The sequence below is a fragment of the Rhizobium sp. SVR5-2C genome (assembly GCF_056755115.1).
The window spans coordinates 1-24,688 of record NZ_JBNDHT010000078.1; the positions used below are offsets into that span (position 1 = coordinate 1).

Consider the following 24,688-nt stretch of genomic DNA (forward strand, 5'->3'; position numbering starts at 1 on the left):
AAAGTGCATCGCGGCTTACCCAAACGTTAAAAAATTCCCACGGAAGTTAACGGGATATTTACCACGTATCGTAAAAAGTGCGCAGTGAGCAGTGGTGATCCGCATTCCTTTTTCCAGTCTCGCGTTTATTCGGAGTGCCGCTACGCCGTTCAGGTTGAGGAAAGCCTCATAAACTATCCTCTAATGAACGGTCTCTCAAGCCAATGGCCTTGGCCCTGACGAGGGCTCGAGCAGACGAAGCGAGCAGGAAAATGAACGGATCGCGACCAAACACTCCCCGGCATTCCGACAGGGCGTCGCTCGATGCGCTGAACCGCACGATCGAAGGGCTTGAGGCGCGCATCGAAGGGCTGATGGGCAACGGCACCCACAAGCCAAGGCAGCGGGTAGTTGCACCTGAGCGCGAAAGCCACACCAGATCCTATGAGCCGCGACCGGCATATTCGCGGGCGGAAACCCGGCCGGATCCGCTTGCAGAAATCCGCGAGCGCCAGCGCGCGCTCAACGCCGGCCGCGAACGCCCAATCGCCGAACGCCCAACCTACCGAGACCCGGCACCGGCAGCGCGTACGCCAGCCCCGCAAGTCGCGCCGTCACATGCCCCCTCGCCCGATACCATGACCGAGATCGCCCAGGCGCTGGTGAACCTGCGCCAGGACCTGAAGCGCGACATTTCCGACGGCGTGGCGCGCGAGATGAATGCGCTGCGCGCAGAACTGCGCGAAATCAAGACGAGTGCGCACGACCGGCATTTCGCCGACGACATCCGCGAGGACATGGGCCGGCTGGCGCACAGCATCGACCAACTTTCCAGCCGCTCGGCCGGCCCGGAGGCCACAGGGCTTCGCAACGAATTCGAAGAACTGCGTTCCCTGATGGACGGGCTTGCCCGCGAAGAGTCCGTTCGGCACATGGAAAGCCGCTGGGACGGTTTTGAGAACCAGCTACATGCGCTGGATACGGCAAGCCTGCAGGAAGAACTCGTGTCGCTCGCCTACCGGCTCGACGACATCAAGCGTCATCTCGGCGGCATGGGCGAGAGCCCGGCGGTGCGCGCGCTCGAAGACAAGCTGCTCTCGATTGCGACCGCGATGGAACAGTTCGGCAACATGATTCAGCCGCACGATCGAGCCATGTCCGAGCAGTTTGCCGCCATGGATGGGCGGCTTGACGAAATCAGCCGGGCGATTGCGGCAAGCGGCCGCACCGCCGCAAGCGGCGATCCGGCGCTGATGCATCGCCTCGAAGGCCGGCTGAACGCGCTGGCAGAGCAGATCGACATGGTGGGCCGCCAGGCGGAAAGCCGCAGCCAGCCGGCTGATGGCCTTGCCGATCGGCTGGAAATGCTGACCCGGCGCGTCGAAGAACTGGCCAATACCAAAGCGACGGCGCGGCTCGACGAACGCCTCGAGCAGCTGTCCTTCATGCTCGAGCGTGCTCAGAAGACGGCTCCCCAGGCAGATCTCAACCGCACGCTTGCGGATATTTCCCGCAAGATCGAGGCGTTGGAAAGCGGTTCGGTCAATGACGCGCTGGCGGAGCGGCTGGACTATCTCGCGCGCCGCATCGACGAGATGGAAGTACAGCCCGCGCCGGCCGTAATTGCCGATGACAGTGCGTTCCGCCGCATCGAGGGTCGCCTCAGCGACATTGCTGCGCGCCTGGAGGAAAGTACGGCCGCACCGCCCACCGATCCGCTGGCTCTCAGGAACCTCGAAGATCAGATCGCCAACCTCTCTGCGCTGATGAGCTCGCCCCGCGCAGGCGGTGACAGCATTCCGCCGGAGTTCGACCGCCGCATGGGCGCAATCGAAGACTACATGGCGACCAGCGACGAATACATCATCGAGGCTGCACGCCAGGCGGCAGAAGCCGTTGTCGAGGCTTATTCGCGCAATGGCGGCATCCAGGCTGCGCCAGCCGCTGATATGGCCGCCTTGAACGCGCTGGCCGAGGACCTGCGCCATCTGGAAGACCTGAGCCGCAGCAGCGAAGAACGCACGCACAAGACATTCCAGGCGCTGCACGAGACGCTGGTCCAGATCGCCGAGCGCCTGGACGATATGGAAACCCGGAACAAGCCGGCGCGACGCATGCCGCTTGCCGAGGCCGATTTCGAGATCGATCCGTATGCACTCGTGCCGGCCGGCACCGAGGAAACGCAAAAGCATGCTTCGCTCGGAAAGATGGGGGCTTCTCCGGCCCTGCATGCGGTGGAAACAGCAAGCGCGGCTCCTGTGCACGCTGCGCCTTCCGCCGAGACAAGCGCGATCGCCATCGAAGCCGCGACCAAACCGGCGCCGGCGGCAGTGCCGTCGAAGGGCAGCCTGCTTTCGGCACTCGGCAAGCGACTGATTCCAGGCAAGAAGGCGGTCCAAGCGAAAGCAGCCGAGCGGGCGGTCATCGACCCCGCGCCTTCGATCGACCCCGTCGACCTGATGCCCAGCGAAGAAGCATCGAACGAACTGCTGGAACCCGGCTCGGGCGCGCCGGACGTCAAGAAGATTCTGGAGCGCGTGCGCGCCAGCCAGGCTGCGGCCCGGAACAACCCCAAGCCTGCCGCCGAAAATGAGCGCGCCGACTACATCGCCGCCGCCCGCCGCGCGGCTCAAGCGGCCGCGATGGAATCCGACCCCAAGGCAACGCTGACAAAGGCCGAGAAGAAGACGCAGAAACCTGCCGGCTCCAGCGCTTTTGCCCGCTTCCGCAGGCCGATTCTGCTTGCTGTCGGCGCCGTGCTCCTGGCGATCATGGCCTTCCCGCTCGCTCGCACCCTGACGAGCGGCGAGCAGGCTCCGCCGGCGGAAGTCGCGGTGCTTTCGGATGCCGCGCAAAACCCCGTTGCCGCCGATAGCTCCGCCATGCCGGTGGAAGACGCCGAAGGACCGGTAGCGGGCAGCCCGGCAGAATCAACAGAGCCCGAGACTGCCGCCCCACCAGCTGCCGACATGACACAGGCGGGCGCGTCCGAAAACCGGGAGGCTGTACCCTCCGAGCACCTGACTGACGCTGCGCCACTTGGCGGCGAAGGCGCTTCGACGCTGACACCGGGAGCGCCACCGCAGGATGCGGCCGCGTTCGCGCCCAATAGTGTTCCCACCTCGCAAGAGGCCGCGCCTGCAGCGCCTTCGATTTCCGTGCCGGACGCCGTCCAGCCGCAGTCGCTTGCCGATGCCGCCCGCAGCGGCGATCCGCTCGCGCTCTTCGAGATCGGCGCTCGTTACACCGAAGGCCGCAATGGCCTGCCCGCCGACCAGGCTCAAGCCGCAAACTGGTATCAGCTTGCAGCTGACAAGGGCTTTGCGCCGGCAAAGTACCGTCTCGGCAGCATGTACGAGAAGGGCACTGGCGTCGCGCGTGATATCGGCAAGGCCAGGGCCTTCTACGAGCAGGCCGCCAGCCAGGGCAATGCCAGCGCCATGCACAATCTGGCGGTGCTCTACGCCTCCGGCGCGCTCGGCCAGCAGGACTACGCGGCGGCAGCAAGCTGGTTCACCAAGGCCGCCGATCTTGGCATCACCGACAGCCAGTTCAACCTGGCGATCCTTTTCGCCCGGGGCAACGGCGTCACACAGGACCTCGGCGAAAGCTACAAGTGGTTCGCGATCGCTGCCCAGGGCGGCGACAAGGACGCAGCAGCCAAGCGCGACGAGGTCGCGAAAGCCATGAAGCCGGCCGATCTTGAGAGGGCCCGCGCTACGACGAGCGCCTGGAAGCCGCAGCCGCTCGACAACAAGGCGAACGGCATCGAGATTCCGGACGCCTGGGCGGGTAATGGCACCAAAACCTCGACCGTCGACATGAAAAAGGCGATCCGCAACATCCAGGCGATCCTGAACAACAACGGCTTCGACGCAGGCACGCCTGACGGCGAGATGGGCGCCAAGACGATCGCTGCGATCAAGAGCTTTCAGCAATCGATCGGCAAGGACCCCACTGGCAAGATCAATGACGACACGGTGAGGGCGCTGCTCGAACGCAACGCCAAGCCTACGACGAAGGCTTGAGAACTCCCGGTCTGGATAAGCCCTCACCGCACGGGCGGTGAGGGCTTTCCCGCGCTATGTCTTGCGCGACACCACTTTCCCCCTACGATTGCCGCTCGACCAGCTTTGCGAGCTGTTCCACGACGGTGCCCCAGCCGTCGTAAAATCCCATTTCGGCGTGCATGTTACGGTCAGCGCTGTCCTTGTGCATGACGTAGGCGGCATAGTTTGTGCCCTCCGGGTGTTCCTCGAAGGTGATGACCGCCGTCATGAAAGGTTGCTCTGCCGGACGCCAGCCGCCCACCAGGGCGTTGGTGAAAACGATCCGTTCGCCATCGGCGATATCGAGGATGCAGGCGCTGAGGTGTGGCGCGAAATCGCCGTCGTTTTCGCTGATCTCGGTCACCAATGCGCCGCCGGGACGGAGGTCCATTTCTACGACCTTGCATCTGGCCGGCGCCGGAACCCACCACTGCTCGAAGCTCCTGGGGTTCGTCCAGGCGTTCCACACGGCCAAGGGCGGAGCCTTGATGAGACGCGATATGGTCAGGTCGAGCTTAGGGCTTGGGGACTTGGTCATTTCGATTTTTCCTCTTTCGATGCCGCAATGACAAACTGTTCGAGCCGGTCCGTACGGCCCTCCCAGCGGGCTCGCTGCTGCGAGAGCCACGCTTCGGCGACAGCAAACTGCTTCTTCTCGATGATGCAGGTGCGCACACGGCCCTGCTTGCGGGTCCGGATCAGTCCTGTGTCCTCCAGAAGATGGATGTGCTTCATGAAAGACGAAAGAGCCATGTCGAACGGCTGTGCGAGATCGCTGATACTGGCCGGCCCCTCGCCCAAACGGCCGAGCACCGCGCGGCGCGTCGGGTCCGCAAGTGCCAGAAAGATGCCCGTTAGCTGCTCCGAATACTGATCCATGAGGCTAAGTATCATGGCAAAACACTTAGTGCAAGAGCTAAGTGTCCAGCAGAACCGTCAACGGTTGCGCACCGCTGTCACAAAATCTGAAAAAAGCCAGATTAATCGGGACTTATCGCTCGCGTAATGCGCGGATCGCATGTCGCTTATCGAAAGCCTCTGGCAACGATTTCACCGTATGATGCGCCATTCGAACGGGACGTGAGAAGGCCTGCCCAGGAGGGCAGTTCATAATTCGAGGTCGGCTGTGACAATCTACCTGCCCATCGCAGAATTGTCGGTGAACATCTTCATCATCCTGGGCATGGGTGCGGCCGTCGGCTTCCTCTCCGGCATGTTCGGCGTCGGCGGCGGTTTTCTGATCACGCCGCTTCTCATCTTCTACAACATTCCGCCCGTCGTCGCCGTTGCGACCGGCGCGAACCAGGTGGTCGCCTCCTCGATCTCCGGCGCGATTACCCATTTCAGGCGCGGGACGCTGGACGTGAAGCTCGGGACGGTGCTGCTGATCGGCGGCCTTTCAGGCGCGACGGTCGGCATCTGGATCTTCTCGCTCTTGAGACGGATCGGCCAGCTCGATCTGATCATCTCGCTGCTCTACGTCATCTTCCTTGGCGCCGTCGGCGGGCTCATGCTGCTCGAAAGCATCAATGCCATGCGGCGGGCGGCCAAGAACATCCCGCCGACGCCGCGCCGACCCGGCCATCATCACTGGGTCCACCGGCTGCCGCTGAAGGTGCGGTTCAAGAAATCGAAGATCTTCCTCAGCGTCATCCCGATCATAGCGCTCGGCTTTGCGATCGGTATCCTGACCTCCATCATGGGCGTCGGCGGCGGCTTCATCATGGTGCCGGCGATGATCTACCTGCTGCGTATTCCGACCAATGTCGTCGTCGGGACGTCGCTCTTCCAGATCATCTTCGTGACCGCCTACACGACCGTCGTCCAGGCCGCGACCAACTTTTCCGTCGATATCGTGCTGGCTTTCATCCTGATGGTGGCGGGCGTCATCGGCGCGCAATATGGCGTGCGCGTCGGCCAGAAGCTGCGCGGCGAGCAGCTGCGCGCGCTGCTCGGGCTGCTCGTCCTCGCCGTCGGCATCAGGCTGGCGATCGCCCTCGTCGTGACGCCGGCGGACGTCTATTCCGTGGTGATGGGAGCGTACTGATGACGCGGTTGCGCCTCTGCCTCTTCCTCCTGTTCTGCCTGCTGCCGCCGGGGCTTGCCGCCGCGCAGATGCTCCTGCCGGGGCAGAGTTCGGAGGAAGAGCGCGAAGGCCTGGAAATCGGCACGTCCACCAGTGAGATCGCCATCTCCTCCGATTTTCGGGGCGCGGATCTGACGATCTTCGGGGCGCTGACGAATACCGACAACCTGCTGCTCGCCGTCGGCCAGTATGATGTCGTCGTCGTTCTGGAGGGTCCGCGCGAGAGTGCGACGGTACGCCGGAAGGAGCGCGTCTTCGGTATCTGGATCAACACGGAGTCGATGACCTTTGAAGGCGTGCCGCATTCCTATTCGATGTCGAGCTCACGCTCGCTCGACGACGTGGTGACGCCGCTCGCCCTCGACGATCAAGGGATCGGCATCGATCATATCCCGCTGACGCCCGTCGGTTTCGTCGGAGACGGGAGCACCCTTGGCGAATTCCGCACGGCGTTCCGGCGGTTGCAGCAGGCCGGCGGGCTTTACGAGCGCGACCCGACGGGTGTGCGCTTCGTCAGCTCCAATCTCTTCAAGGCAACCCTTCGTCTGCCCGCCAACATTCCGAATGGCGTGCATACGGTGCGCGCCTATCTCTTCAAGAGCGGCGTGTTTGTGACGCAGAGGTCCGTGCCGTTACGCGTCATCAAGACCGGCATCGAGCAGACGATCACCGACGCCGCCCATGAACGGCCGGTTCCCTACGGCCTTTTCGCAGTGCTCCTCGCGGTGGTGACCGGCTGGGGCGCGAGTATCGTGTTCCGCAAAGACTGATCAGGCCGACTTCTGCTTTTTCGCGACGACGTCGAGATAGGCCTCGGTCAGACGGCCAAGCACCGACGGCGTTCCGGGCGGAAGTTGCTTGCCGAGATGCTTGGCCCGCAGCTCTTCCATGAAGTCCTCCCAAAGCTGCGAACTGCCGTCTTCCAAGAGTTCGGCTCGAATGGAGAGCTCTTCGGATACCGGCAAATGCTTGCGGCCCCAGGCGCCCATGTGGGCGAAGAGCGGCACGAGATCGATCGCCATTTCAGTGAGGCTGTAGATGGCTTTCTGCTTGTGCGTGGGATCGTCTTCCCTGGTCAGCAAGCCCTTGTCCACCAGTCGGCGCAAGCGATCGGCGAGGATGTTCGAAGCGATGCCTTCCTCTGAATTCTGAAGAAGCTCGCGGAAGTGGCGCCGGTTGCCGAACATGATGTCGCGGATGATAATCAGGCTCCAGCGGTCGCCGAGTATTTCCAGCGTCAGATTGATGGGGCAGCCGGAACGGTGAAGGCCGTCCATTTTCATTCTCCAAAAACTGCTTGCATTTTGCCATCGGTCAATCTAACTTTCAACCAGTTGCTATTTGCAATCAGTTTTGAGGAGGATGAAACGTGAGAAAGCTTGTTGTCTGGAATCTGATGACGCTCGACGGCTACTTCGAAGGTACGAAGCCGTGGGACATCGACTTTCACAACCTTGTCTGGGGACCGGAGCTTCAGAAATATGCCGAGGCATTCGGTGAAGAAGGCGACCTGCTCGTCTTCGGCCGCAAGACCTACAAAGGCATGGCCGACTATTGGCCATCGGCTGAAGGCGAAGGGAAGATCAAAGACTACATGAATAATATCGCGAAGATCGCCGTGTCGCGCACGATGAAGGAGCCGGGCTGGAACAATGCCCGAGTGGTCAGCGACCCGGTCAGCGAGCTGACGAAGCTCAAGCAGCAGGACGGCAAGACGATGTTCATCTTCGGCAGTGCCGAGCTTTCGGATGCCATGCTGAAGGCCGGGCTGGTCGACGAAATCCGCATCTGCCTGGTCCCTGTGATCCTCGGCGGCGGCAACCCGCATTTCAAACCGGCAGCCGCATCCGTGCCTATGAAGTTGCTCGAGGCGACACCACTCACGACGGGCGCAGTGATCCTGCGGTACGAGCCGGCAACAACCCCGGCCTGATGTCCCATCAAGACCGCGCGGCGGCGGCAATCAGGGCCGCGGCCGCTTCGCCCGCCGTCTCCATGTAAGACGGATCGCGACGCAAGAGCACGACGGCAAAGCCTCCATCGAGCAGGAGCATGATCTGCCGGCCGAGTGTGCGGGCCTCCAGAATGCCGTCCGCCTCCAGAACATGCGTCAGCCAGTCCTCGACCCGCTGCTTGTGAGCAACGCCTGCTTTTATCGCTGGATGGCCCGGCATGCCGGCGAGCTCGGCTGCAGTTCGCAGGAAACCGCAACCCTTCCATTTCGGATGACGCGCAGACTTCGCCAATTGGTCGAAGATCGCCTTGACCTTCGCGTCCACGCTGCCTTCGGCCTCGTCATACCATCGCTGGAACACGGCCAGATTGGGCTGATCACGACCTTCGAGATAGGCGGCAATCAGGTCGTCCTTGCTGTCGAAATGGTAGTACAGCGTGCGTTTTGTGACGCCCGCCTTTTCCGCGACGGCATCGACGCTGACGGCGCGGATGCCCTGCCCATAAAAAAGCTTGGCGGCAGCGTTGACGATGCGGTCTCGGGTCGTTTGGGTCGGCTGTCCCATGACCCAAAGTATACCGACTAGTGAGTGTTGCCAAGCACGCCCATAGTGTAGAACGGGCCAGTCATTGCAGCGGGATGGACTTGGCACGATGGATGCGAGTGAGGCGGCATATGCATCTGCGCAGGAGGGCGAACGCGTCGAGATCTGCTGCCGCGACGGCGTGCTTCTCGGCGGCCATCTATGGCGCGCGACCGGGGGGCAAAGTTCAGGCAGCGTCGTCGTCAATGCAGCCACCGGCGTACTCGCCAGCTATTATCATCGCTATGCCCGGTTTCTTGCAGGGCACGGCTTCGATGTCCTGACCCACGACTATCGCGGAATCGGCCTGTCCCGGCCCGCCCGCCTCCGCCGTTGCGGCTACCGCTGGCGGGACTGGGGCGAGTTCGACTTCGAAGCAGCCTTGGCGTTCATGTACGATCGCGACCCGATGCAGCCGCTCCTGGTCGTGGGCCACAGTATCGGCGGGTTCCTGCCCGGACTTGCGAGGAATGCCGGGCGTATCGACCGGATGCTGACGATCGGCGCGCAATACGGCTATTGGCGAGACTACGCGCGCGCGCATCGACGGCGCCTGTTCTGGAAGTGGCACGTCGTCATGCCCGCCATGACGGCGGCGTTCGACTATTTTCCAGGCAGACTGCTTGGCTGGCTGGAAGACCTGCCGGCTGGCGTCGCCAACGAGTGGAGCTTTCGCGGCGCGCGGATGGAGCACAGCTATCTGGCTCCGGAACGGCGAGATGTCATCGCCCGCTTCGATGCGGTTCGTGCGCCCATTCTTGCGATCGGCGTCACCGACGACCCGATCGCGACCGCTTCTGCCGTTCGCCGTGCGCTTGGCTATTACCGGAATGCCTCGACGGAGCAGGTAATGCTGAAGCCCTACGATCTGGGATTCGACGCCATCGGGCATTTCAGTCTTTTCCACTCGCGACATGCCGAAGGTTTTTGGCTCGATACGGTGGTGTGGCTGCGGGACGCGGTCAATCCCTGGCCGAAGCATGGCGATCCAGATGCACACGTCCTGCCTCGTGACGGACATAACTTCGCCTTTGAATAAAAACCGCTTCTTAAGATTTACGAGTTAGTAATCTCTCGAAAACGAGAGGTTCTGTTTTGCGTACCCGTAGCCTTCTCGCCGTGGTGCTGTTGGCGCTTGTCGCCGGTTGCGCGACGGCACCCCGCCAGACGAGAAACATTTGCGCCGTCTTCGACCAGCGCGACGGCCTCTTCACCAATTGGCAGCGGGCGGCGGCGCAAGCCGAACGAAAATACGGCGTGCCCGTGCCGATCCTGATGGCAACGATGTATGTCGAATCCGGTTTTCAGCCGAATGCCCGCCCGCCGCGCACGAAACTCTTCGGCTTCATTCCCTGGACGCGTCCGTCGACTGCTTACGGCTACTCGCAAGCACTCGACGGCACCTGGGGCCATTACCAGTCCGAAACCGGCAAATGGGCAGCAAGCCGCACCAACTTTTCCGACGCCGTCGATTTCATAGGCTGGTATCACTACAGCAACAGCCAGGCGACCGGCATCCCGCTGAACGACGCTTACAGCCTCTATCTGGCCTATTACTCTGGTCCAACGGGATACAAACGCGGCGACTGGCGCTCGAACGCCCAGCTGCAGAAGACGGCGCAGCGTTTTGCCAGCATGGCGGCGACCTATCAGCAGCAGCTGCAGCAGTGCGACTGACGAGCGCGTGAAGGCCCTCGCGCATCGGAAGGCCTTCAGAACGGAATGACGTAGTTCATGATGGCGACCTGTCGCAGCAGCACCCTGCGGATCACATGCGCCGCCTTGACGTGGTCGGTAAAGATCGCCGCGTCGCCCGTGGTGCCGGCCGGCATGCGCGCGGCAAAATCCGCATCGTCCAGCCGGATCCTGACGACAAGCGGCGCCGTCTTGATTGCTGCCGGAGAGACGGCGGCCCCGGAAATCTGCACCTGGCCGCTCGCAACCGCCTGGAGGATACTCTCAACCTTTCCGGTGTAGACCTTGCCGGGCATGAACTTGAACGTCGCCTCGACCGACTGGCCCGGCTCGACATAGCGCGCGTCGATCTGCGGCACCTCGACGCCGATGATCGTATCGGCAGTATCGATGAAGGCCATGACCGGCGATAGCGGTAGGCTCGATACGCGGGCTCCCGACCGCAAGGCAAGATTGGTGACGTATCCGCCGGCAGGCGCACGCACGACGGTCTTGTCGAGATCCCATTTTGCACTAACGATCTCAGCCTGCAGCTGCTCCACTTCGGCCTGCGCCTGCTCCATATCGAAGGCGCGGCCAGCGCCGCTCCTTTGTAGCCGCGTGGTCTCGTCGAGACGCAGTTTGGCAAGCTGCAGTTGCGCCTCCAGCGCATCGAGTTTCGCCTGGAACGGCACCGGGTCGATCCGGAACAGGACGTCGCCCGCCTTCAGCGCCGTGTTCGCCTGAACCGGTACATCGATGACCTCGCCGGCAACATTGGGGACGATCGCGACCGAGTTCCGGACCACGAGCGCCGGCCCCTGCGGCGCGCCCCAGTTCATAGGGATGAAAAGGCCGACGAGCAAAAGCAGCAGCACGAGGACCGGCGAGACCTTCCAGAACAGGTTGAAGGGAACGATGCGGAGCTTCACCAGGCAGAAGAGAATGACGAGATAGACATTCAGGAGAACGACGATCACGACGCGCCCTCCGTCTTCGATGGACGCGGGACATCAACGTAGGCCCAGATCAGCACGATCGGCCAGAGGGCAACGCCGAGGAGCAGAGTCACCCAGCCGCCGACGGTCACCGCTTGCGCCCAGGGATGGTTTCTCCTCTTGGCGATCATGCCCGGCAGCATGGCGAGAAAGACGATGACGGCGACGGTGCTCAGCACGAGTACGATCAGCACGATCCAGGCAAAGATGTCGATGACACTCATGGCGATCATTTCCTCCCTGCGACGGCGGGAAGGATGATAGTCCGCACTCAGGCGAAAAACAAATATTCCGAAAGGACTTACTGGCTCATGGAACCTATGCGCTGCCGCGAAAAAACCTGCCGAGCGGCAAGTGCGCTTACCAGCCATCCGAGCAATAAGTCCGTCCGCCCCAGCAGGTGCGCGATCATCGCCGTCGTGTCGAACAAGCCTTTCATGGCCTTGCGGCCGATGTCGAGGCCGCCGCTCGTGGCGGCGCAAGAAACGAAGAAAATCTAGTAAAAACCATATACAACGTCAGGAAACGAAACAAAATTGGGCTGATTGCCACATAGAGACAGTATTGTTTGACAATACATTCTGCACCATGGGATTCTTCTTGAAATAGAATCAGGAGAATAGATGGGCATGGAGCGATACTTATACGATTACAGCTCACACCGGGCTGTCATGTATGAGATTGGCGACTATCTTTATCCGCTCTACGGGAAGAAGGCAGAGCATTGGATCTCCGGTGACTATATTTTCTGCATGAAAACCCAGGCAATTTCGTTCTGGATCCTGGGAAAAGACGTGTACGGCCATCTCGGCCGCGGCGAGCTGACGCGCCAGCCTCTCTACTATTTCGGTGACTAAAGCGAAACGGCTGGACCAGTTGCCGCCGCTTGGCGCTCATCCCGCGAGGTTGCCGAACCTGACGGAATAGATCCTGTCCCTGCCGAGCAGATGGGCGACGAGAGAGGCCTGGTCAAACAAGCCTTTCATGGCCTTGTGGCCCAGGTCGAGGCCGCCGCTCATGACGCCGAAAGCGGGCATCAAGAGGCGCGCGCCGTCGGTGGCGAAGCAGGGGCGGCGGACGGCTTTTTCGCGGCGTCGGACGGTGGCGGCCGGATGCAGGTGTCCGGCAATCTCTCCGCTTTGCAGACCGGCCTTCGGCTCGTGGCGGAAAGTCAGGCCGCTGTGGTGTATCTCGTCGGCGCAGGTGCCGGGCAGATCGACCGTACCGTCAGGGTCGTGGTTGCCGTTGATCCAGATCCATTCGCGGCCCTGGGCCATTTTGACGATGATGGCGCGGAAGGCTTCGGGCAGATGCGCGGAGCCGATGCGGTCGTGGAAATTGTCGCCGAGAGAAATGACGAGTTTGGGATCGTATCGGGCGATCACGGCGGAAAGCACGGTCAGGGTCGCCAGCGTATCGTAGGGCGGCAGCATCATGCCGCGGCGGGCGAAAGCCGCGCCCTTTTCAAGGTGCAGGTCGGAGACGACGAGGATCCCCGCGTCCGGAAGATAGAGCGCGCCGAACGGATCGCAGACTGCCGCAACGCCATGAACGGCCGTCTCGACGCCGGGCATCGCAGCCAATCCATTCAGTTCACGCGCAAGCGCCAGGCGGTTCATCGATCTCGTCTATCCTAAGTCTTCAACTCAACGCTTCCGCGATCAGGTCGTCGGCGGCTTCCGCGAGCAGAGCATCGTGGGCTTCACCGGGCACCGCTTCCTTGCCGATTTCCAGCATGACGGGCACCGCCAGCGGCGAGATATGGTCCAGCGCACGATGCGTGATGTGACCCTTGATTCGCTTCAGCATATCGCCAAGCCGGGAAATATCCAAAAGGCCGGTCGCCGCATCCTGCCGGGTTGCCTGAAGCAGGATGTGATCCGGCTCGTGGTTGCGGAGCACATCATAGATCAGGTCGGCCGAGACGGTGACCTGCCGCCCTGTCTTCTCCTTGCCCGGATGGCGGCGCTCGATCAAGCCCGCAATCACGGCGCAATTGCGGAAGGTGCGCTTCAAGAGAAAAGATTCGTTGAGCCAGGCTTCCAGATCGTCGCCGAGCATATCCTCGTCGAAGAGATCGGAAAGGCTGAGGCGGCCGTTCTGGATCATGAGGCCCATGTCCTCCAGACCCCAGATGGCGAGCGAATAATCAGTGGCCACGAAACCGAGAGGTTTGGCGCCGGCACGATCCAGGCGCCGCGTAAGCAGCATGCCGAGCGTCTGGTGCGCGAGACGCCCTTCGAAGGGATAGGCGACCATGTAGCAGCGGCTGCCGCGCGGGAAGGTCTCGATCAGCAATTCGTCGCGCTTCGGCAACATCGACTTGTCGTTCTGAAGCGCCAGCCAGTCGCGCACCTGATCAGGAAGACGGTGCCACCGGTCCGGATCGGCGATCATGGCGCGCACCTGGTCCGCGAGATAGGTCGACAGCGGGAACTTGCCTCCGGCATAGGAAGGGATTTTGGGGTCGAAGGAGAAAGCCTGCGATACGAGCGCCTCGTTTTCGCGGATGCCCTCGAAGCGCAGCACCTTGCCCGAAAAGATGAAGGTGTCGCCGGGCGCAAGCTGCTCGAGAAAATACTCCTCGACCTTCCCGAGCGTCGCGCCGCCGCGGCCGATCTTGCCCGCCTGACCTCGCTTGACCATACGGATATTCAGCATCGGGCTTTCAACGATCGTGCCCAGATTCAAGCGATATTGCTGCGCGACCTGCGGATTGGAGACGCGCCAGCGGCCTTCCTTCGTCTTGCGGATGCGGGCATAACGCTCGTAAGTGCGCAGCGCATAACCACCGGTCGCGACGAAATCGACGATCTGTTCGAAGGTCTCCCAGCTGAGATCGGCATAGGGCGAGGCGCTGACGATCTCATCATACAGCTCCAGCATGTCGAACGGTTCGGCGCAGGCCATCCCGAGCACATGCTGCGCGAGCGCGTCCAGCGCCCCGCGGCCAACAGGCGGCGTGTCCTGCGCGCCAAGGTAATTCGCATCGAGTGCTGCCTGGCACTCCATCACTTCGAAACGGTTAGAGGGGACCAGGATTGCCTTCGAGGGCTCGTCCATGCGGTGGTTGGCGCGGCCGATGCGCTGGGCAAGACGCGAGGCACCCTTTGGCGCGCCGACATGGATGACGAGATCGACATCGCCCCAGTCGATGCCGAGGTCGAGCGTCGAGGTGGCGACGACGGCCCGCAGTTTGTTGGCGGCCATGGCGGCCTCCACCTTGCGGCGCTGGGCGACGTCGAGCGAGCCGTGATGCAACGCGATCGGCAGATTTTCCTCGTTCACCGTCCAGAGTTCCTGAAACAGCATTTCGGCCTGCCAGCGCGTATTGACGAAGAGCAGTGTCGTCTGGTGTTCGGTCAGCTGCTTGTAGATATCCGGAATGGCGTATTTGGCGGTATGACCGGCCCAAGGGATGTGCTCGTCTGTCGAGAGGATCGAGATTTCCGGCTTGGCACCACCGTCGACCATCACGAGACCGGCGTGACGTTCCCTGCCCTCTTCCTGCGCCACCAGCCATTTCTGCAGGTCCATGGGTTCGGCGACGGTGGCGGACAGACCGATTGTCCTCACGCCGGGCGCGAGCTTGCGCAGGCGGGCAAGGCCGAGGGACAACATGTGCCCACGCTTCGAGGTGACCAGCGAATGCAACTCGTCAAGGACGACGTATTTCAAGTTCTTGAAGAAGCGTTCCGCTTCATTGTTGGCGAGCAAAAGCGCCACCTGTTCCGGCGTCGTCAGCAGAATATCGGGCGGGTTCAGCTTCTGACGCTGGCGCTTGGCATGCGGTGTGTCGCCCGTACGGTTCTCGACGGTGACGGCGAGGCCCATCTCCGCGACCGGCTTCATCAGGTTCCGCTCGATATCGACGGCAAGCGCCTTCAGCGGCGAGACATAGAGCGTGTGGATGCCCGTGAAGGCCGAGCCCGGCGGAATCCTGCCGCGGCGGGTGAGGTCGGTCAGCGCCGGGAGAAAGCCAGCAAGCGTCTTGCCGGCGCCGGTCGGTGCGATCAGCAGCGTGCTTTCGCCGGCTTCAGCGCGGGCCAGCAGTTCCAGCTGATGGGCGCGGGGCTGCCAGCCCTTTTCCGCGAACCAGCGGATGAAGGGAGCGGGCAGGACAGCGCGGGCTTCGGAATCGATCTGGTCCACGGCGCTAAAGGTAGTGCACCGACCGCCGGAATAGAATGGCGGATCCAGAGCGGGATGCCGAAAAGTGCGAGCGGCTTTCGGAATCCCGCTCTATCTCTTTGATCTAGAGGAAGCGATGCGGATGGAAGGGCTTAGGATCGGCGAAGGTGTCGTTGCCTGCCATTTGTTCGGCCAGCAGCCGGCCGCTTACCGGGCCAAGCGTTAGACCGTGATGGGCATGCCCGAAGTTGAACCAAAGGCCCCGATGGCGCGGCGCAGGGCCGATCACCGGCCGCATGTCAGGCAGGCAGGGCCGCAGGCCAAGCCAGGGCGTCGCCTCCACCGGCTCGCCGAGCGGGAAGAGCGCGCGGGCGTGATCCTCGGCGCGGCTGATCTGGATGGTATTCGGCGGAGCATCGGGCGCAGCGAATTCGATGCCCGTCGTCAGGCGAATGCCGCGCGCCATCGGCGCCAGCACATAGCCGGCTTCCTCGTCGACGACAGGGTGGCCGAGCGGCTGACCTTCGCGCTGCGCATAATGGCGATGATAGCCGCGCTTGATGGCCAGCGGCAAGGCGTAGCCGAGCTTGCGGAAGATCAGCCCTGATTGCGGACCGAGCGCAACGACAATCTCTGTGGCTTCGATGATCTCGCCTTGGGCTGTCGTGATCGACCAGCCGTTCTTCTCCTCGCGCAGGGTGGAGGCGTCGGCGCGGACGATCTTGCCGCCGGCGGCCGCAAAGAGGTTCGCATAGGCAGCCGTCAGCGCCTGCGGGTCGGTCACGGTCTTCGGGTCGAGCCAGTGAACGCCGCCGGCAATGCGGCTGCCGGTCGCGGCAAAGGCAGGCTCCAGCGCCAGAAACTCGCGGCCTTCGAGAACGCGTGTCGCCAGACCATAGGCAGACAGGCTCGCGGCCTCGGCGCGGGCGGCCTCGAAACGGCGCGGATCCTTGTAGAACGACATCCAGCCGCGTTCGCGGATGAGATCGGCAGCGCCGGCCCGTCCGATCAGCTTGTCGTGCTCGGAGACACTCGCCTCGATCAGCGGCAACAGCGCCCGCGTCGCCTTCTCCAGATTCCTTGACGAGGAATGCCACCAGTAGCGCGCAAGCCATGCGGCGATGCGGGGCAGGTAAGCCGGATCGTAGCGGACATCCGATGAGTTGTTCAGCGCATATTTGACAATGGCGCCGAGCTGCCGCGGGAAGGCGTAGGGAATGACGGAGGAACGCTCGATCAGCCCGGCATTGCCATAGCTGGTGCCGCCGCCGGGCTCGCCGCGATCGGCAAGCGCAACGGACCGGCCGCGATCCTGCAAATGAATGGCCGCACTGACGCCGACGATGCCGGCACCGAGAACGAGGATATCTGTTTTCATCGGATAGACTTGGCTAAAGGGCACGGAGGCTCCGAGCCTCCGTGCGATTGGATCGGCAAGCGATCAGTAAATGTCGAAGGGGAAATACTTTTTGGTGATTTCCTGATACTTCCCGTTGGCAACAAGCGCGTCGATCGCCTTGTTGAACCGCTCCTTCAGTTCGGTCTCTCCCTGGCGGATGCCGATGCCGGCTTGCGTTTCGGTGCCGGGAACGTCGCCGAGCAGCTTGCAGCAATCCTTGCCGGCCTTGTTCAGCCAGTCGACCACCACGAACTTGTCGGAGATCAGCGCGTCCATGCGACCGTTGTGCAGGTCGGTCACTGCCTCGTCCTGCGTCGGATACATCTTCGCTTCAGCGCCGCCCTTCGCGTAGACGTCGTTGAGGTAGTCGGCCTGCGTGGTCGAAGCCTGCGCGCCGACAACCATGCCCTTCATGTCCTCCACACTGACGCCCTTCAGCGCGCTGTCCTTGGGAACGGCGACGGCGAGCGGCGTCGTGTAGTATTTGTTGGTGAAGTCGATTTGCTTCTTGCGCTCCTCGGTGATGCTCATCGACGCGATGATGGCATCATACTTCTTGGCGAGAAGGCCGGGGATGATCCCGTCCCAATCCTGCGCGACGATGGTGCACTTGGCCTTCATCTCCTCGCAAAGCGCTTTGGCCATGTCGACGTCGAGACCCTTCAGGCTGCCGTCGGATTCGACATAGTTGAAGGGAGGATAGGCGCCCTCCGTTGCGATGCGGATCGTATCCTCTGCAGATGCGAGGTGCGTCGCTGCAAGCAAGGCGGCGGCCGCCAGGAAAATCGTTTTTCTCATTGCTGTTCCCCCATTGGAATTGTTTTGCCCAACAGGGCCAACTTTAGCGAATCCTTGCCACTTCACAACCCGGCACGACGCAGCTCGTATTCGGTCCGCGCAGATATCAGCTTGACAAAAAGCGCTAAATCGTGGATATTTTTTATCCATGAATAGAAGGGATATTTCCGCATGAAGCTGGGTGACGGCGTCGAACAGGCAATCCACAGCGTAGCTGTGCTTGCCGGGCTCTCCGATGGAGGCGTGCTTTCAGCCGCGGCCATTGCGGAATTCCACGGCGTCTCGCCGAGCTATCTGCTGAAGCATCTGCAGGCGCTTTCCGGTGCAGACATTCTGCAGACGGTGCCGGGTCCCAAAGGCGGATACCGGCTGGCGAAGGCAACGAAGGATATTTCACTGCTCGACATCGTGCTTGCTGTCGAAGGTCCGGAGCCTGCATTTCGCTGCAGCGAGATCCGCCAGCGCGGCCCGAACCCGTTGCCTGCGCGATACTTCACCAAGCCCTGTCAGGTCAGTGCGGCGATGTTGAGAGCCGAGCGCGCCTACCGCGCCGAGCTTGCGAAGACGAGCATCGCCGACATCCTGACGGAGCTTGCAGCCGACGACGACGACGGCCGGATTGCAGCGCGCGGCTGCGCCTTTCTCGAAATTCATGAACGCAAGACGGCTCGCTGAGCCACAACCCAAAGGAAGACCACCATGCAAGCACGTTTCAACTTCGCAAAAGCCTCGCCGGAGGCCTACAAGGCGGTTACCGCCCTGGAGCAATATGTCCAGGGTTCCGGCCTCGAACGCCGCTTTATCCATCTGATCAAGCTGCGCGCATCGCAGATCAACGGCTGCGCCTATTGCGTCGATATGCATGTGAAGGAGGCCCGTCATGACGGACTTAGCGAGCAGTGGATCAATCTGATGTGCGTCTGGCGTGAATCGCCGGTCTACGACGCCAAGGAGCGCGCGCTGCTCGGCTGGGTCGATGCCGTCACCAACATCGCCGCCACCGGCGCGCCCGACGCCGATTACGAGACGCTGAAGGCGCATTTCTCCGAAGAGGAGATGACCAAGATCACCGTAGCAATCGGCACGATCAACATCTGGAATCGCCTCGCAGTCGGCTTCCGCAGCCAGCATCCGCTCGATGCCCCGGCAAAAGCCGCCTGAGGGATTTCATCTGCGCTAGGGCCCGGTATCTCGGGCGTGGCGAAGACTGCAAACAACCGGCCCGAACAATCTCGGGCCGGTTCGGACTTATCGGCGCCGCAACGACGCCTGCCGCTCAGCGAAGAGATCAACGCTATTAAATATTTCGCGAACAACTTTTACGATTTCGTCTGCGGAGGCGCCCTTGGCGTATTCTTCGCTCATACGGCGTCTGACAAGCTCTTCTAACTCTGACATATCGTCACCTCATCTGCCCGGCAAAGGCACAGTCGCTCCGGACCGGACAACAGACAAGTTACGAATAGTTCATGGTCGAACACGAATAGCTCATGGTTGACTGGCGGTTAAATACCTACAGGGCGATATAGCGATCGGCGCGGTGATTGATCGCGACGAAGAGGTTCAGAACGACGGCGCCCAGCACCGAATAGAAGACGACCGGCGGCGTGGTCACAAAGAAGGCAGCCGCGAGCACGCACATATCAACTATAAGTTGTACGAAGCCGGCACGGACGCCGAAACGCTCCTGCATGTAAATCCCGAGAATGCCGACGCCGCCGAGGCTCGCCCGGTGGCGGTAAAGCGCGAGCAGGCCGAAGCCGAGCAGCAGGCCGCCGAGGAGTGCTGCCCAAGCCGGGTGGATGCTGGAAATCTGGAAGAAGCGCGACTGCACATCGGCAAGCGCCGAGGTGACACCGATCGCGACAAAGGTCTTTACCGTGAAGGCGACGCCGAGGCGTTTCCACGAAAGATAGAAGAACGGCAGGTTGAGCAGGAAGAAGGCCAAACTGAAATTCACGCCGAAGGCATAGTGCAGCAGGAAGGCGATGCCGGCGGTGCTGCCGGTGAGAAGCCCGGCACTGGCAAGCACATAAAGCCCAAGTGCGGAAACAAGGCTGCCGGAGAATATCCCCTGCACATCCTCGAGCGGTGTGTGACGGGTCGCACGTGTGTTCCAGAATCCAAGGGCACTGATGAGCTGGGCCATGTCGTCAATCTCCAACGGCAGACGAGTTCAAGAGCGCCGGAAAAATCCCGCGCGGCAGATGTGATGATGGAAGAGGCCGACGCCTCGCGCTTTTCTCTGCGACGCCTCAGCTAGTGCCCGGACTAGCAGGCTTTCGCAGTTGCGAGCAAGCAAAATACGTAAGCAATGCTGACCTATTTTGAAATCGCAAGATTTATGCGCGAAACGCTACCGGCGCGCAAGGAAGAGGATACCGGAAACGGGTCTGCCGCCATCTTTGCGAATAGTGGTTTTGACCGACGCGATGATCTCGAAACCGTAGCGTCTGCAAAGGCCGCGAACATAGGTTTCTGCGTGAGCGTAACGCAGCGATGGCGCAAGGTGAAAGCCATCGGCCTCCCCCGCGTCCTCGACCGAGAAAGCGAAATCGGCGCTAGGGGCTGCGAGGCGATCGACGATCGCGAAAACGCTTTCGAGATTGCCGAGATACATCAGCACGTCGGCGGCGGTGATCAGATCGGCGCGATGCTCCGCCCCATCGGCAAAAATGCCGGAGGCTTCGGGCGCAAGCGAAAGGTCGGCTTGCGCGAGGTGATCATAGATTCCCTTTTCATGGGCCTTGGCGAGCATGTTCTGCGAAAGGTCATAGCCTTCAAGCCCGCCAACATGAGTGCGGATCTCCGGCCCCAGCAGACCGGTTCCGCAGCCGAGATCGACAGCGAGCGCATATTTGCGGCCGGTGGCAACGACAAGAGCGGCGAGCTTTCGGGGAACCGTGTAGTCCAGCTTCTCGACAAGCGAGGTTTCGAAGCGGGCGGCATAGTCGTCGAACAGCCTCTCGACGTAGCGGCTTGGAGGCTGGTCCGGCATTGCGGCGGCGCCGAGAAGCGCGAGGTTGAGGCCGGCGCCAAAGATGTCCTCAGGATCAAGCGACACGGTCTTGCCATAGGCTTCGACCGCCGCTTCCATGTTGCCGGCCTTCTCCCGGTAGGTTGCAAGACGGTACCAGCCGGCGGCCCAGCCCGGGGTCAGTTCGAGAGCCTGCTCCATCAGCTCGGCGGCAGCATCCGGCTCGCCGCCTTCGGCGAGCATCTTCGCATAATCGGCACGGCGGTCGGCGATAACGTCGCCGGAGGAAAGCTGGCTCTGCTGCATGGTGTGACCCGTTGAACGACGCGCATTTGGCGGCGGCCACAAAAAAACTCAAGTCCTATTTCACAGGCGAAACGGCCAGTACCGGAAAGCGCTTGCAGGCAACGATCTGCAATCGTATTGCACGGTAAACAGGAGATGGGGCATGTCCGATCAGGTAAACAAGTTTCTGGGCGACTCGCTCGCCCGCACACTGGTGAAGCTCGTCGTCGTTTCACTGATCGTCGGCTTCGTAATGACCGTTTTCGGCTGGGCGCCGCTGGACCTCGTCTACGGCATCCGGGATTTCATTCGCGAAATCTGGCACCGGGGCTTTGCCGCTCTCGGCCGGATCGGCGACTACCTGCTCCTTGGGGCAACAGTCGTGATTCCGATTTTCATCATCATCCGTCTTTTCAACTTTCGGCGGTAACCATGACTACGATCGATCTTTCCAGACGTCACCTCCTGCGCGTTTCAGGTCTCTTCCTCTTGGTGGGCGTCGCGAGCTGCACGACCACACCACAAATGTCCTCCACGCCTTCGGACGGAGAGGACGAGACAGCGGCGGCGCTGCCGCTCGTCAACCAACTTCGCGGCAAAAACGGTCTGACATCGCTCCGCGCCGATCCGGCGGCAACGGCTGCCGCCTTGTTCCAGGCGAAGCGCATGGCATCGGCTGGCAAGATGAAGCACGTCATGGGCATTGCCGACGGCTTTGGACCCCGCGTCAAGGCGAGCGGCGTCCAGCTGCCGGCAGCGGAGAACATTGCCGCCGGCCAGCAGTCGGTTCCGGCTGTCGTGACGGCCTGGATCAACTCACCGCACCATCTGGAAAACATGCTCGGCCGCTATAGCGGTCTCGGCGTCGCGGTCGCTCACAATTCCGCTTCCAGAAACGTGCCGTATTGGGCAATGGTTCTTTCCAGCTGAGGCGTTCTGCCTCTAAAGCCCGAGGCGGAAATGGATCATCGCGCGCGCGAAAACCGACTGACATTCGATGTAACGCACCGGCTGGTGCTGTCGATCGCCATTCCGATGACGCTCGGCTTCATGACGACGCCGCTGCTCGGCCTCGTTGGTACCGGCGTCGTGGGCCACATGGGGCAACCGGACGCGCTGGCAGGACTGGCGATCGGAGCCATGCTCTTCGACCTCATCCTTGGCAGCTTCAACTTCCTGCGGGCCTCGACGACCGGTCTGACGGCGCAGGCGCTAGGACGGGGTGACGCGCATGAGCAGCAGGGCGTCTTCTGGCGGGCAATGGTTTCGGCGCTCGGCTGCGGGCTTGCGCTTCTCTGTCTTTCGCCGCTGCTGCTGCCGGCGGGACTCGCATTGATGGGTCCAGAAGCGGCGGTAGCGCAAGCGACGAGCACCTATTTCTCCATCCGAATTCTTGCCGCCCCTGCGGCCCTCGCGAACTATGCGATCCTCGGCTTTGTCCTCGGTCGCGGGCAAGGCGGCACCGGCCTCTTCCTGCAAGCGCTGATCAACAGCATCAATATCGTGCTTTCGATCTATCTCGGCCTCTGGCTGAACCGGGGCGTAGCCGGCGTCGCGTGGGGCAGCATGGCGGGCGAGACGGCGGGCGCACTCGCCGGCCTCTTTCTCGTTCTCAGGAGTTTCACAGCTGCCGACCGGCCAAAGCGGGCTGAGATCTTCTCGCGGCACCGGCTGGCGGAGCTCTTTGCACTCAATCGCGACATCCTGATCCGCACCTTCGTGCTGATCGGTTCCTTTGCTATCATGACGCGGATCGGCACGAGCTTCGGGGCGGTCACGCTTGCCGCCAATGCCGTGCTGATGAACTTCTTCCTGCTTTCCAGCTACTATCTCGACGGGCTTGCCAATGCTGCGGAACAGATCACCGGGCGGGCGATCGGTGCGGCCCACCGACCGGCCTTCGACCGCGGACTGAAACTGACGGCCATCTGGTCCTTCGGGTTGGCGTTGGCGGCCTCCGCCTTCTTTCTCGCCGCCGGTCCGTGGCTGATTTCGCTGCTGACGACCTCACCGGAGGTGCAGGCGGCCGCCGAGACCTACCTGCCCTGGGCGGCGGTCACCGGGCTGACCGGCGCCCTTGCCTTCCTCATGGACGGTGTCTTCATCGGCGCGACGTGGTCGGCCGACATGCGCAACCGCATGCTGATGTCGTTTGCCGGCTACCTTGCTACGCTGGCCGTCTTCGTGCCGCTCTTCGGCAATCACGGGCTCTGGCTTTCGATGAATGCCTTCCTGCTTTTCCGCGGCATCTTCCTGGCAATGCTGGTGAAGCCACGCGCCAATCAGACGTTCCGGGCCGCCCAATAATCGGTGCGGGTGCCGCGCACGTCGCGGATCGACGAGACCTTCTCGCGATCGAGGAGCTTTGAGAGCCCGCGGACGATATCGCCCGGCAGACCGGGACCTTCGTAGACCATGCAGGAGTAAAGCTGCACGAGGTCGGCCCCTGCCCTGATCTTTTCCAGTGCGGTTTCCGCCGAGCAGACACCGCCGACACCGATGATCGGGAGTGCCGGCCCGACGCGCTTGCGCATTTTCGCAAGAACCGCAGTCGATCTTTCAAAGAGCGGTTTGCCGGAAAGACCGCCGGCTTCCTTTGCCTGACGCTGGTCCTTGAGGCCGTCGCGGGCGAGCGTCGTATTGGAGACGATCAGGCCGTCCAGCGCATGGGAAAGCACTTCGCCCGCAATGTCATCCATCCCCTCTTCGGTCAGGTCGGGGGCGATTTTCAGGAAGACCGGGATTTTCCGGCTTGATCTGGCAGCCTCCTCGTCCCGGGCGGCAAGCACGGCGGACAGAAGCGCGGCGAGGCTCTCGCGCGCCTGCAGATCGCGCAGGCCCGGCGTATTCGGCGAGGAGATATTGGCCGTGAAGTAGCGCGCGACGGAATAGAAACGGCGGATGCCGGTCACATAATCACCGATGCGGTCTTCGCTGTCCTTGTTGGCGCCGATGTTGACGCCGATGATGCCCTTGCCCCGGATCGCCGACAGACGCTGGAGGGCTGCGTCGTGGCCCTCGTTGTTGAAGCCGAGGCGGTTGATGACGGCCTCGTCTTCCACCAGGCGGAAGATGCGCGGGCGCGGATTGCCGGATTGCGGTTTTGGCGTGACCGTGCCGATTTCGGTGAAGCCGAAACCAAGCTTCAGCAGGGCTTCCGGAACTTCGGCATTCTTGTCGTAGCCGGCCGCCATGCCGAGCGGATTTTCGAAGGTCAGGCCTGCGACGGTTTGCGTCAGGCGCGGATCAGGCGCGATGCGGCAGGCCGGAACCAGGCCGGATTTCAATGCCGCAATCGACATCCCATGCGCGGTTTCCGGGTCGAAGAGAAAAAGGCCTTTGCGGGCAGCGTGCTTGAACGCCCCGATCACGGCAGGAGCTCCGGGAAAATATGCTGGCCGGCATCGTCAAGCGGCAGCGGCCTTTCCCATACGACCGTCGAAAGCGGCAGGTCGGCATAAAGATGCGGGAAGAGATCGCCGCCGCGGGAGGGTTCGAAAACCAGCTTATCGCCAAGTTTGCCGCCGTCGACTGCGACGAGCAGCAGCCCCGGTTGGCCGGCGAAATGCAGCGCCGCCGTCTGCCGCACCTGCGCTGCCGTCGAGAAGTGAATGAAGCCGTCCTTGAGGTCGATGGCGGCGCCATGAAAAACGCCGTTTTGCTCGGCTTCCTGCCAGAGTGCTTCAGTCACTATCTTGTAAAGGGTCGGCGTCACAGTCATGATGGCCTCATGCAATGGCTGATCTTGTGGTGAGCGCTTTGCCGGAAACAGACG

General features: G+C 62.1%; 26 protein-coding genes. 12 read left to right on the forward strand and 14 right to left on the reverse strand.

Going from position 1 to position 24,688, the window contains the following annotated elements; all coding sequences use genetic code 11:
- The first annotated feature begins 251 nt into the window (after positions 1-251).
- Positions 252-4,007, forward strand: coding sequence for a peptidoglycan-binding protein (locus ACPYOI_RS21120; protein WP_481416574.1), 3,756 nt, complete (start codon positions 252-254; stop codon positions 4,005-4,007).
- Positions 4,008-4,089: 82 nt separating this feature from the next.
- Here ACPYOI_RS21120 and ACPYOI_RS21125 read toward each other — a convergent pair whose 3' ends face one another.
- Entirely contained in the window at positions 4,090-4,566 is a 477-nt protein-coding gene (locus ACPYOI_RS21125; protein ID WP_481416573.1) for an SRPBCC family protein, read from the reverse strand.
- Positions 4,563-4,907 carry an ArsR/SmtB family transcription factor gene (locus ACPYOI_RS21130; RefSeq protein WP_481416572.1) on the reverse strand — a complete coding sequence of 115 codons (345 nt, stop codon included), beginning with the start codon at positions 4,905-4,907 and terminating at the stop codon, positions 4,563-4,565. Before ACPYOI_RS21130 ends, ACPYOI_RS21125 begins: the two co-directional genes overlap by 4 nt.
- A gap of 247 nt (positions 4,908-5,154) precedes the next feature.
- Between ACPYOI_RS21130 and ACPYOI_RS21135 the strand changes: the two genes are divergently transcribed.
- A complete protein-coding gene (locus ACPYOI_RS21135) occupies positions 5,155-6,075 on the forward strand; it encodes a sulfite exporter TauE/SafE family protein (RefSeq protein ID WP_481416571.1) in 921 nt (306 codons plus the stop codon).
- On the forward strand, positions 6,075-6,884 hold the full coding sequence (locus tag ACPYOI_RS21140; protein ID WP_481416570.1) for a TIGR02186 family protein: 810 nt from the start codon (positions 6,075-6,077) through the stop codon (positions 6,882-6,884). The genes ACPYOI_RS21135 and ACPYOI_RS21140 overlap by 1 nt, the downstream gene beginning before the upstream one ends.
- Here the strand turns inward: ACPYOI_RS21140 and ACPYOI_RS21145 are convergent, their stop codons facing one another.
- Positions 6,885-7,391 (reverse strand): winged helix-turn-helix transcriptional regulator, encoded by a 507-nt coding sequence (locus ACPYOI_RS21145; protein ID WP_481416569.1) that lies wholly within the window; start codon positions 7,389-7,391, stop codon positions 6,885-6,887. It abuts the gene before it with no gap.
- Positions 7,392-7,483: 92 nt separating this feature from the next.
- Between ACPYOI_RS21145 and ACPYOI_RS21150 the strand changes: the two genes are divergently transcribed.
- Positions 7,484-8,047: a dihydrofolate reductase family protein gene (locus ACPYOI_RS21150; RefSeq protein ID WP_481416568.1), complete on the forward strand. Its 564-nt coding sequence runs from the start codon at positions 7,484-7,486 to the stop codon at positions 8,045-8,047.
- A gap of 7 nt (positions 8,048-8,054) precedes the next feature.
- On the opposite strand, the gene ACPYOI_RS21155 is transcribed toward ACPYOI_RS21150, so the two are convergent.
- Positions 8,055-8,633 (reverse strand): TetR/AcrR family transcriptional regulator, encoded by a 579-nt coding sequence (locus ACPYOI_RS21155; RefSeq protein ID WP_481416567.1) that lies wholly within the window; start codon positions 8,631-8,633, stop codon positions 8,055-8,057.
- A gap of 88 nt (positions 8,634-8,721) precedes the next feature.
- On the opposite strand from ACPYOI_RS21155, the gene ACPYOI_RS21160 reads away from it, so the two are divergent.
- Both ACPYOI_RS21160 and ACPYOI_RS21165 read left to right on the forward strand, forming a co-directional pair.
- On the forward strand, positions 8,722-9,690 hold the full coding sequence (locus tag ACPYOI_RS21160) for an alpha/beta hydrolase family protein (protein ID WP_481423333.1): 969 nt from the start codon (positions 8,722-8,724) through the stop codon (positions 9,688-9,690).
- Positions 9,691-9,746: 56 nt separating this feature from the next.
- Complete coding sequence (locus ACPYOI_RS21165; protein ID WP_481416565.1) at positions 9,747-10,328, forward strand: transglycosylase SLT domain-containing protein; 582 nt, start codon at positions 9,747-9,749, stop codon at positions 10,326-10,328.
- A 35-nt stretch (positions 10,329-10,363) separates the two neighbouring features.
- Here ACPYOI_RS21165 and ACPYOI_RS21170 read toward each other — a convergent pair whose 3' ends face one another.
- Together ACPYOI_RS21170 and ACPYOI_RS21175 are read right to left on the reverse strand one after the other, a co-directional pair.
- The gene (locus ACPYOI_RS21170) at positions 10,364-11,305 is read right to left on the reverse strand and encodes an HlyD family secretion protein (RefSeq protein ID WP_481416564.1); all 942 of its coding nucleotides are present in this window, start codon (positions 11,303-11,305) and stop codon (positions 10,364-10,366) included.
- Positions 11,302-11,547: a DUF3302 domain-containing protein gene (locus ACPYOI_RS21175; RefSeq protein WP_481423334.1), complete on the reverse strand. Its 246-nt coding sequence runs from the start codon at positions 11,545-11,547 to the stop codon at positions 11,302-11,304. The genes ACPYOI_RS21170 and ACPYOI_RS21175 overlap by 4 nt, the downstream gene beginning before the upstream one ends.
- 405 nt (positions 11,548-11,952) lie before the next feature.
- On the opposite strand from ACPYOI_RS21175, the gene ACPYOI_RS21180 reads away from it, so the two are divergent.
- Positions 11,953-12,180, forward strand: a complete 228-nt coding sequence (locus tag ACPYOI_RS21180; RefSeq protein WP_481416562.1) for a hypothetical protein — start codon at positions 11,953-11,955, stop codon at positions 12,178-12,180.
- 36 nt (positions 12,181-12,216) lie between these two features.
- On the opposite strand, the gene pdeM is transcribed toward ACPYOI_RS21180, so the two are convergent.
- From pdeM to ACPYOI_RS21200, 4 genes are all read right to left on the reverse strand, one after another.
- Positions 12,217-12,942, reverse strand: a complete 726-nt coding sequence (pdeM, locus tag ACPYOI_RS21185; protein ID WP_481416561.1) for a ligase-associated DNA damage response endonuclease PdeM — start codon at positions 12,940-12,942, stop codon at positions 12,217-12,219.
- Between the two features lie 22 nt (positions 12,943-12,964).
- Positions 12,965-15,475, reverse strand: a complete 2,511-nt coding sequence (locus tag ACPYOI_RS21190; protein ID WP_481416560.1) for a ligase-associated DNA damage response DEXH box helicase — start codon at positions 15,473-15,475, stop codon at positions 12,965-12,967.
- Positions 15,476-15,578: 103 nt separating this feature from the next.
- Positions 15,579-16,832: an NAD(P)/FAD-dependent oxidoreductase gene (locus tag ACPYOI_RS21195; protein ID WP_481416589.1), complete on the reverse strand. Its 1,254-nt coding sequence runs from the start codon at positions 16,830-16,832 to the stop codon at positions 15,579-15,581.
- A gap of 63 nt (positions 16,833-16,895) precedes the next feature.
- Positions 16,896-17,651, reverse strand: coding sequence for an ABC transporter substrate-binding protein (locus ACPYOI_RS21200; RefSeq protein WP_481423335.1), 756 nt, complete (start codon positions 17,649-17,651; stop codon positions 16,896-16,898).
- A gap of 171 nt (positions 17,652-17,822) precedes the next feature.
- Between ACPYOI_RS21200 and ACPYOI_RS21205 the strand changes: the two genes are divergently transcribed.
- Together ACPYOI_RS21205 and ACPYOI_RS21210 are read left to right on the forward strand one after the other, a co-directional pair.
- Positions 17,823-18,326 carry an RrF2 family transcriptional regulator gene (locus tag ACPYOI_RS21205; RefSeq protein ID WP_481416558.1) on the forward strand — a complete coding sequence of 168 codons (504 nt, stop codon included), beginning with the start codon at positions 17,823-17,825 and terminating at the stop codon, positions 18,324-18,326.
- A gap of 24 nt (positions 18,327-18,350) precedes the next feature.
- Positions 18,351-18,812, forward strand: coding sequence for a carboxymuconolactone decarboxylase family protein (locus ACPYOI_RS21210; RefSeq protein WP_481416557.1), 462 nt, complete (start codon positions 18,351-18,353; stop codon positions 18,810-18,812).
- A gap of 352 nt (positions 18,813-19,164) precedes the next feature.
- Here the strand turns inward: ACPYOI_RS21210 and ACPYOI_RS21215 are convergent, their stop codons facing one another.
- Together ACPYOI_RS21215 and ACPYOI_RS21220 are read right to left on the reverse strand one after the other, a co-directional pair.
- The gene (locus tag ACPYOI_RS21215) at positions 19,165-19,800 is read right to left on the reverse strand and encodes a YitT family protein (RefSeq protein WP_481416556.1); all 636 of its coding nucleotides are present in this window, start codon (positions 19,798-19,800) and stop codon (positions 19,165-19,167) included.
- Between the two features lie 207 nt (positions 19,801-20,007).
- Entirely contained in the window at positions 20,008-20,934 is a 927-nt protein-coding gene (locus tag ACPYOI_RS21220; protein ID WP_481423336.1) for a methyltransferase, read from the reverse strand.
- 142 nt (positions 20,935-21,076) lie between these two features.
- Here ACPYOI_RS21220 and ACPYOI_RS21225 point away from each other — a divergent pair, with 142 nt between their 5' ends.
- Genes ACPYOI_RS21225 through ACPYOI_RS21235 form a run of 3 tightly spaced genes read left to right on the forward strand, consistent with a single transcriptional unit; the run spans position 21,077 to position 23,220 of the window.
- Positions 21,077-21,343 (forward strand): DUF6460 domain-containing protein, encoded by a 267-nt coding sequence (locus ACPYOI_RS21225; protein ID WP_481416554.1) that lies wholly within the window; start codon positions 21,077-21,079, stop codon positions 21,341-21,343.
- A 2-nt stretch (positions 21,344-21,345) separates the two neighbouring features.
- A complete protein-coding gene (locus ACPYOI_RS21230; RefSeq protein WP_168828244.1) occupies positions 21,346-21,843 on the forward strand; it encodes a CAP domain-containing protein in 498 nt (165 codons plus the stop codon).
- 30 nt (positions 21,844-21,873) lie between these two features.
- A complete protein-coding gene (locus ACPYOI_RS21235) occupies positions 21,874-23,220 on the forward strand; it encodes an MATE family efflux transporter (RefSeq protein ID WP_481416553.1) in 1,347 nt (448 codons plus the stop codon).
- Here the strand turns inward: ACPYOI_RS21235 and ACPYOI_RS21240 are convergent.
- Both ACPYOI_RS21240 and ACPYOI_RS21245 read right to left on the reverse strand, forming a co-directional pair.
- A complete protein-coding gene (locus ACPYOI_RS21240) occupies positions 23,196-24,284 on the reverse strand; it encodes a quinone-dependent dihydroorotate dehydrogenase (RefSeq protein ID WP_481416552.1) in 1,089 nt (362 codons plus the stop codon). The genes ACPYOI_RS21235 and ACPYOI_RS21240 overlap by 25 nt on opposite strands.
- Positions 24,281-24,634 (reverse strand): DUF952 domain-containing protein, encoded by a 354-nt coding sequence (locus ACPYOI_RS21245; protein WP_481416551.1) that lies wholly within the window; start codon positions 24,632-24,634, stop codon positions 24,281-24,283. The genes ACPYOI_RS21240 and ACPYOI_RS21245 overlap by 4 nt, the downstream gene beginning before the upstream one ends.
- Positions 24,635-24,688: the final 54 nt, after the last annotated feature.

Bases quoted from the DNA above. Each gene is read 5' to 3' on its own strand.
- ACPYOI_RS21175 (WP_481423334.1), bottom strand. From the start codon at position 11,547: ATGAGTGTCATCGACATCTTTGCCTGGATCGTGCTGATCGTACTCGTG.
- ACPYOI_RS21120 (WP_481416574.1), top strand. From the start codon at position 252: ATGAACGGATCGCGACCAAACACTCCCCGGCATTCCGACAGGGCGTCG.
- ACPYOI_RS21125 (WP_481416573.1), bottom strand. From the start codon at position 4,566: ATGACCAAGTCCCCAAGCCCTAAGCTCGACCTGACCATATCGCGTCTC.
- ACPYOI_RS21160 (WP_481423333.1), top strand. From the start codon at position 8,722: ATGGATGCGAGTGAGGCGGCATATGCATCTGCGCAGGAGGGCGAACGC.
- ACPYOI_RS21180 (WP_481416562.1), top strand. From the start codon at position 11,953: ATGGAGCGATACTTATACGATTACAGCTCACACCGGGCTGTCATGTAT.
- ACPYOI_RS21245 (WP_481416551.1), bottom strand. From the start codon at position 24,634: ATGACTGTGACGCCGACCCTTTACAAGATAGTGACTGAAGCACTCTGG.
- ACPYOI_RS21220 (WP_481423336.1), bottom strand. From the start codon at position 20,934: ATGCAGCAGAGCCAGCTTTCCTCCGGCGACGTTATCGCCGACCGCCGT.
- ACPYOI_RS21205 (WP_481416558.1), top strand. From the start codon at position 17,823: ATGAAGCTGGGTGACGGCGTCGAACAGGCAATCCACAGCGTAGCTGTG.
- ACPYOI_RS21235 (WP_481416553.1), top strand. From the start codon at position 21,874: ATGGATCATCGCGCGCGCGAAAACCGACTGACATTCGATGTAACGCAC.
- ACPYOI_RS21215 (WP_481416556.1), bottom strand. From the start codon at position 19,800: ATGGCCCAGCTCATCAGTGCCCTTGGATTCTGGAACACACGTGCGACC.
- ACPYOI_RS21200 (WP_481423335.1), bottom strand. From the start codon at position 17,651: ATGAGAAAAACGATTTTCCTGGCGGCCGCCGCCTTGCTTGCAGCGACG.
- ACPYOI_RS21195 (WP_481416589.1), bottom strand. From the start codon at position 16,832: ATGAAAACAGATATCCTCGTTCTCGGTGCCGGCATCGTCGGCGTCAGT.
- ACPYOI_RS21130 (WP_481416572.1), bottom strand. From the start codon at position 4,907: ATGGATCAGTATTCGGAGCAGCTAACGGGCATCTTTCTGGCACTTGCG.
- ACPYOI_RS21230 (WP_168828244.1), top strand. From the start codon at position 21,346: ATGACTACGATCGATCTTTCCAGACGTCACCTCCTGCGCGTTTCAGGT.
- ACPYOI_RS21145 (WP_481416569.1), bottom strand. From the start codon at position 7,391: ATGGACGGCCTTCACCGTTCCGGCTGCCCCATCAATCTGACGCTGGAA.
- ACPYOI_RS21140 (WP_481416570.1), top strand. From the start codon at position 6,075: ATGACGCGGTTGCGCCTCTGCCTCTTCCTCCTGTTCTGCCTGCTGCCG.
- pdeM (WP_481416561.1), bottom strand. From the start codon at position 12,942: ATGAACCGCCTGGCGCTTGCGCGTGAACTGAATGGATTGGCTGCGATG.
- ACPYOI_RS21210 (WP_481416557.1), top strand. From the start codon at position 18,351: ATGCAAGCACGTTTCAACTTCGCAAAAGCCTCGCCGGAGGCCTACAAG.
- ACPYOI_RS21155 (WP_481416567.1), bottom strand. From the start codon at position 8,633: ATGGGACAGCCGACCCAAACGACCCGAGACCGCATCGTCAACGCTGCC.
- ACPYOI_RS21225 (WP_481416554.1), top strand. From the start codon at position 21,077: ATGTCCGATCAGGTAAACAAGTTTCTGGGCGACTCGCTCGCCCGCACA.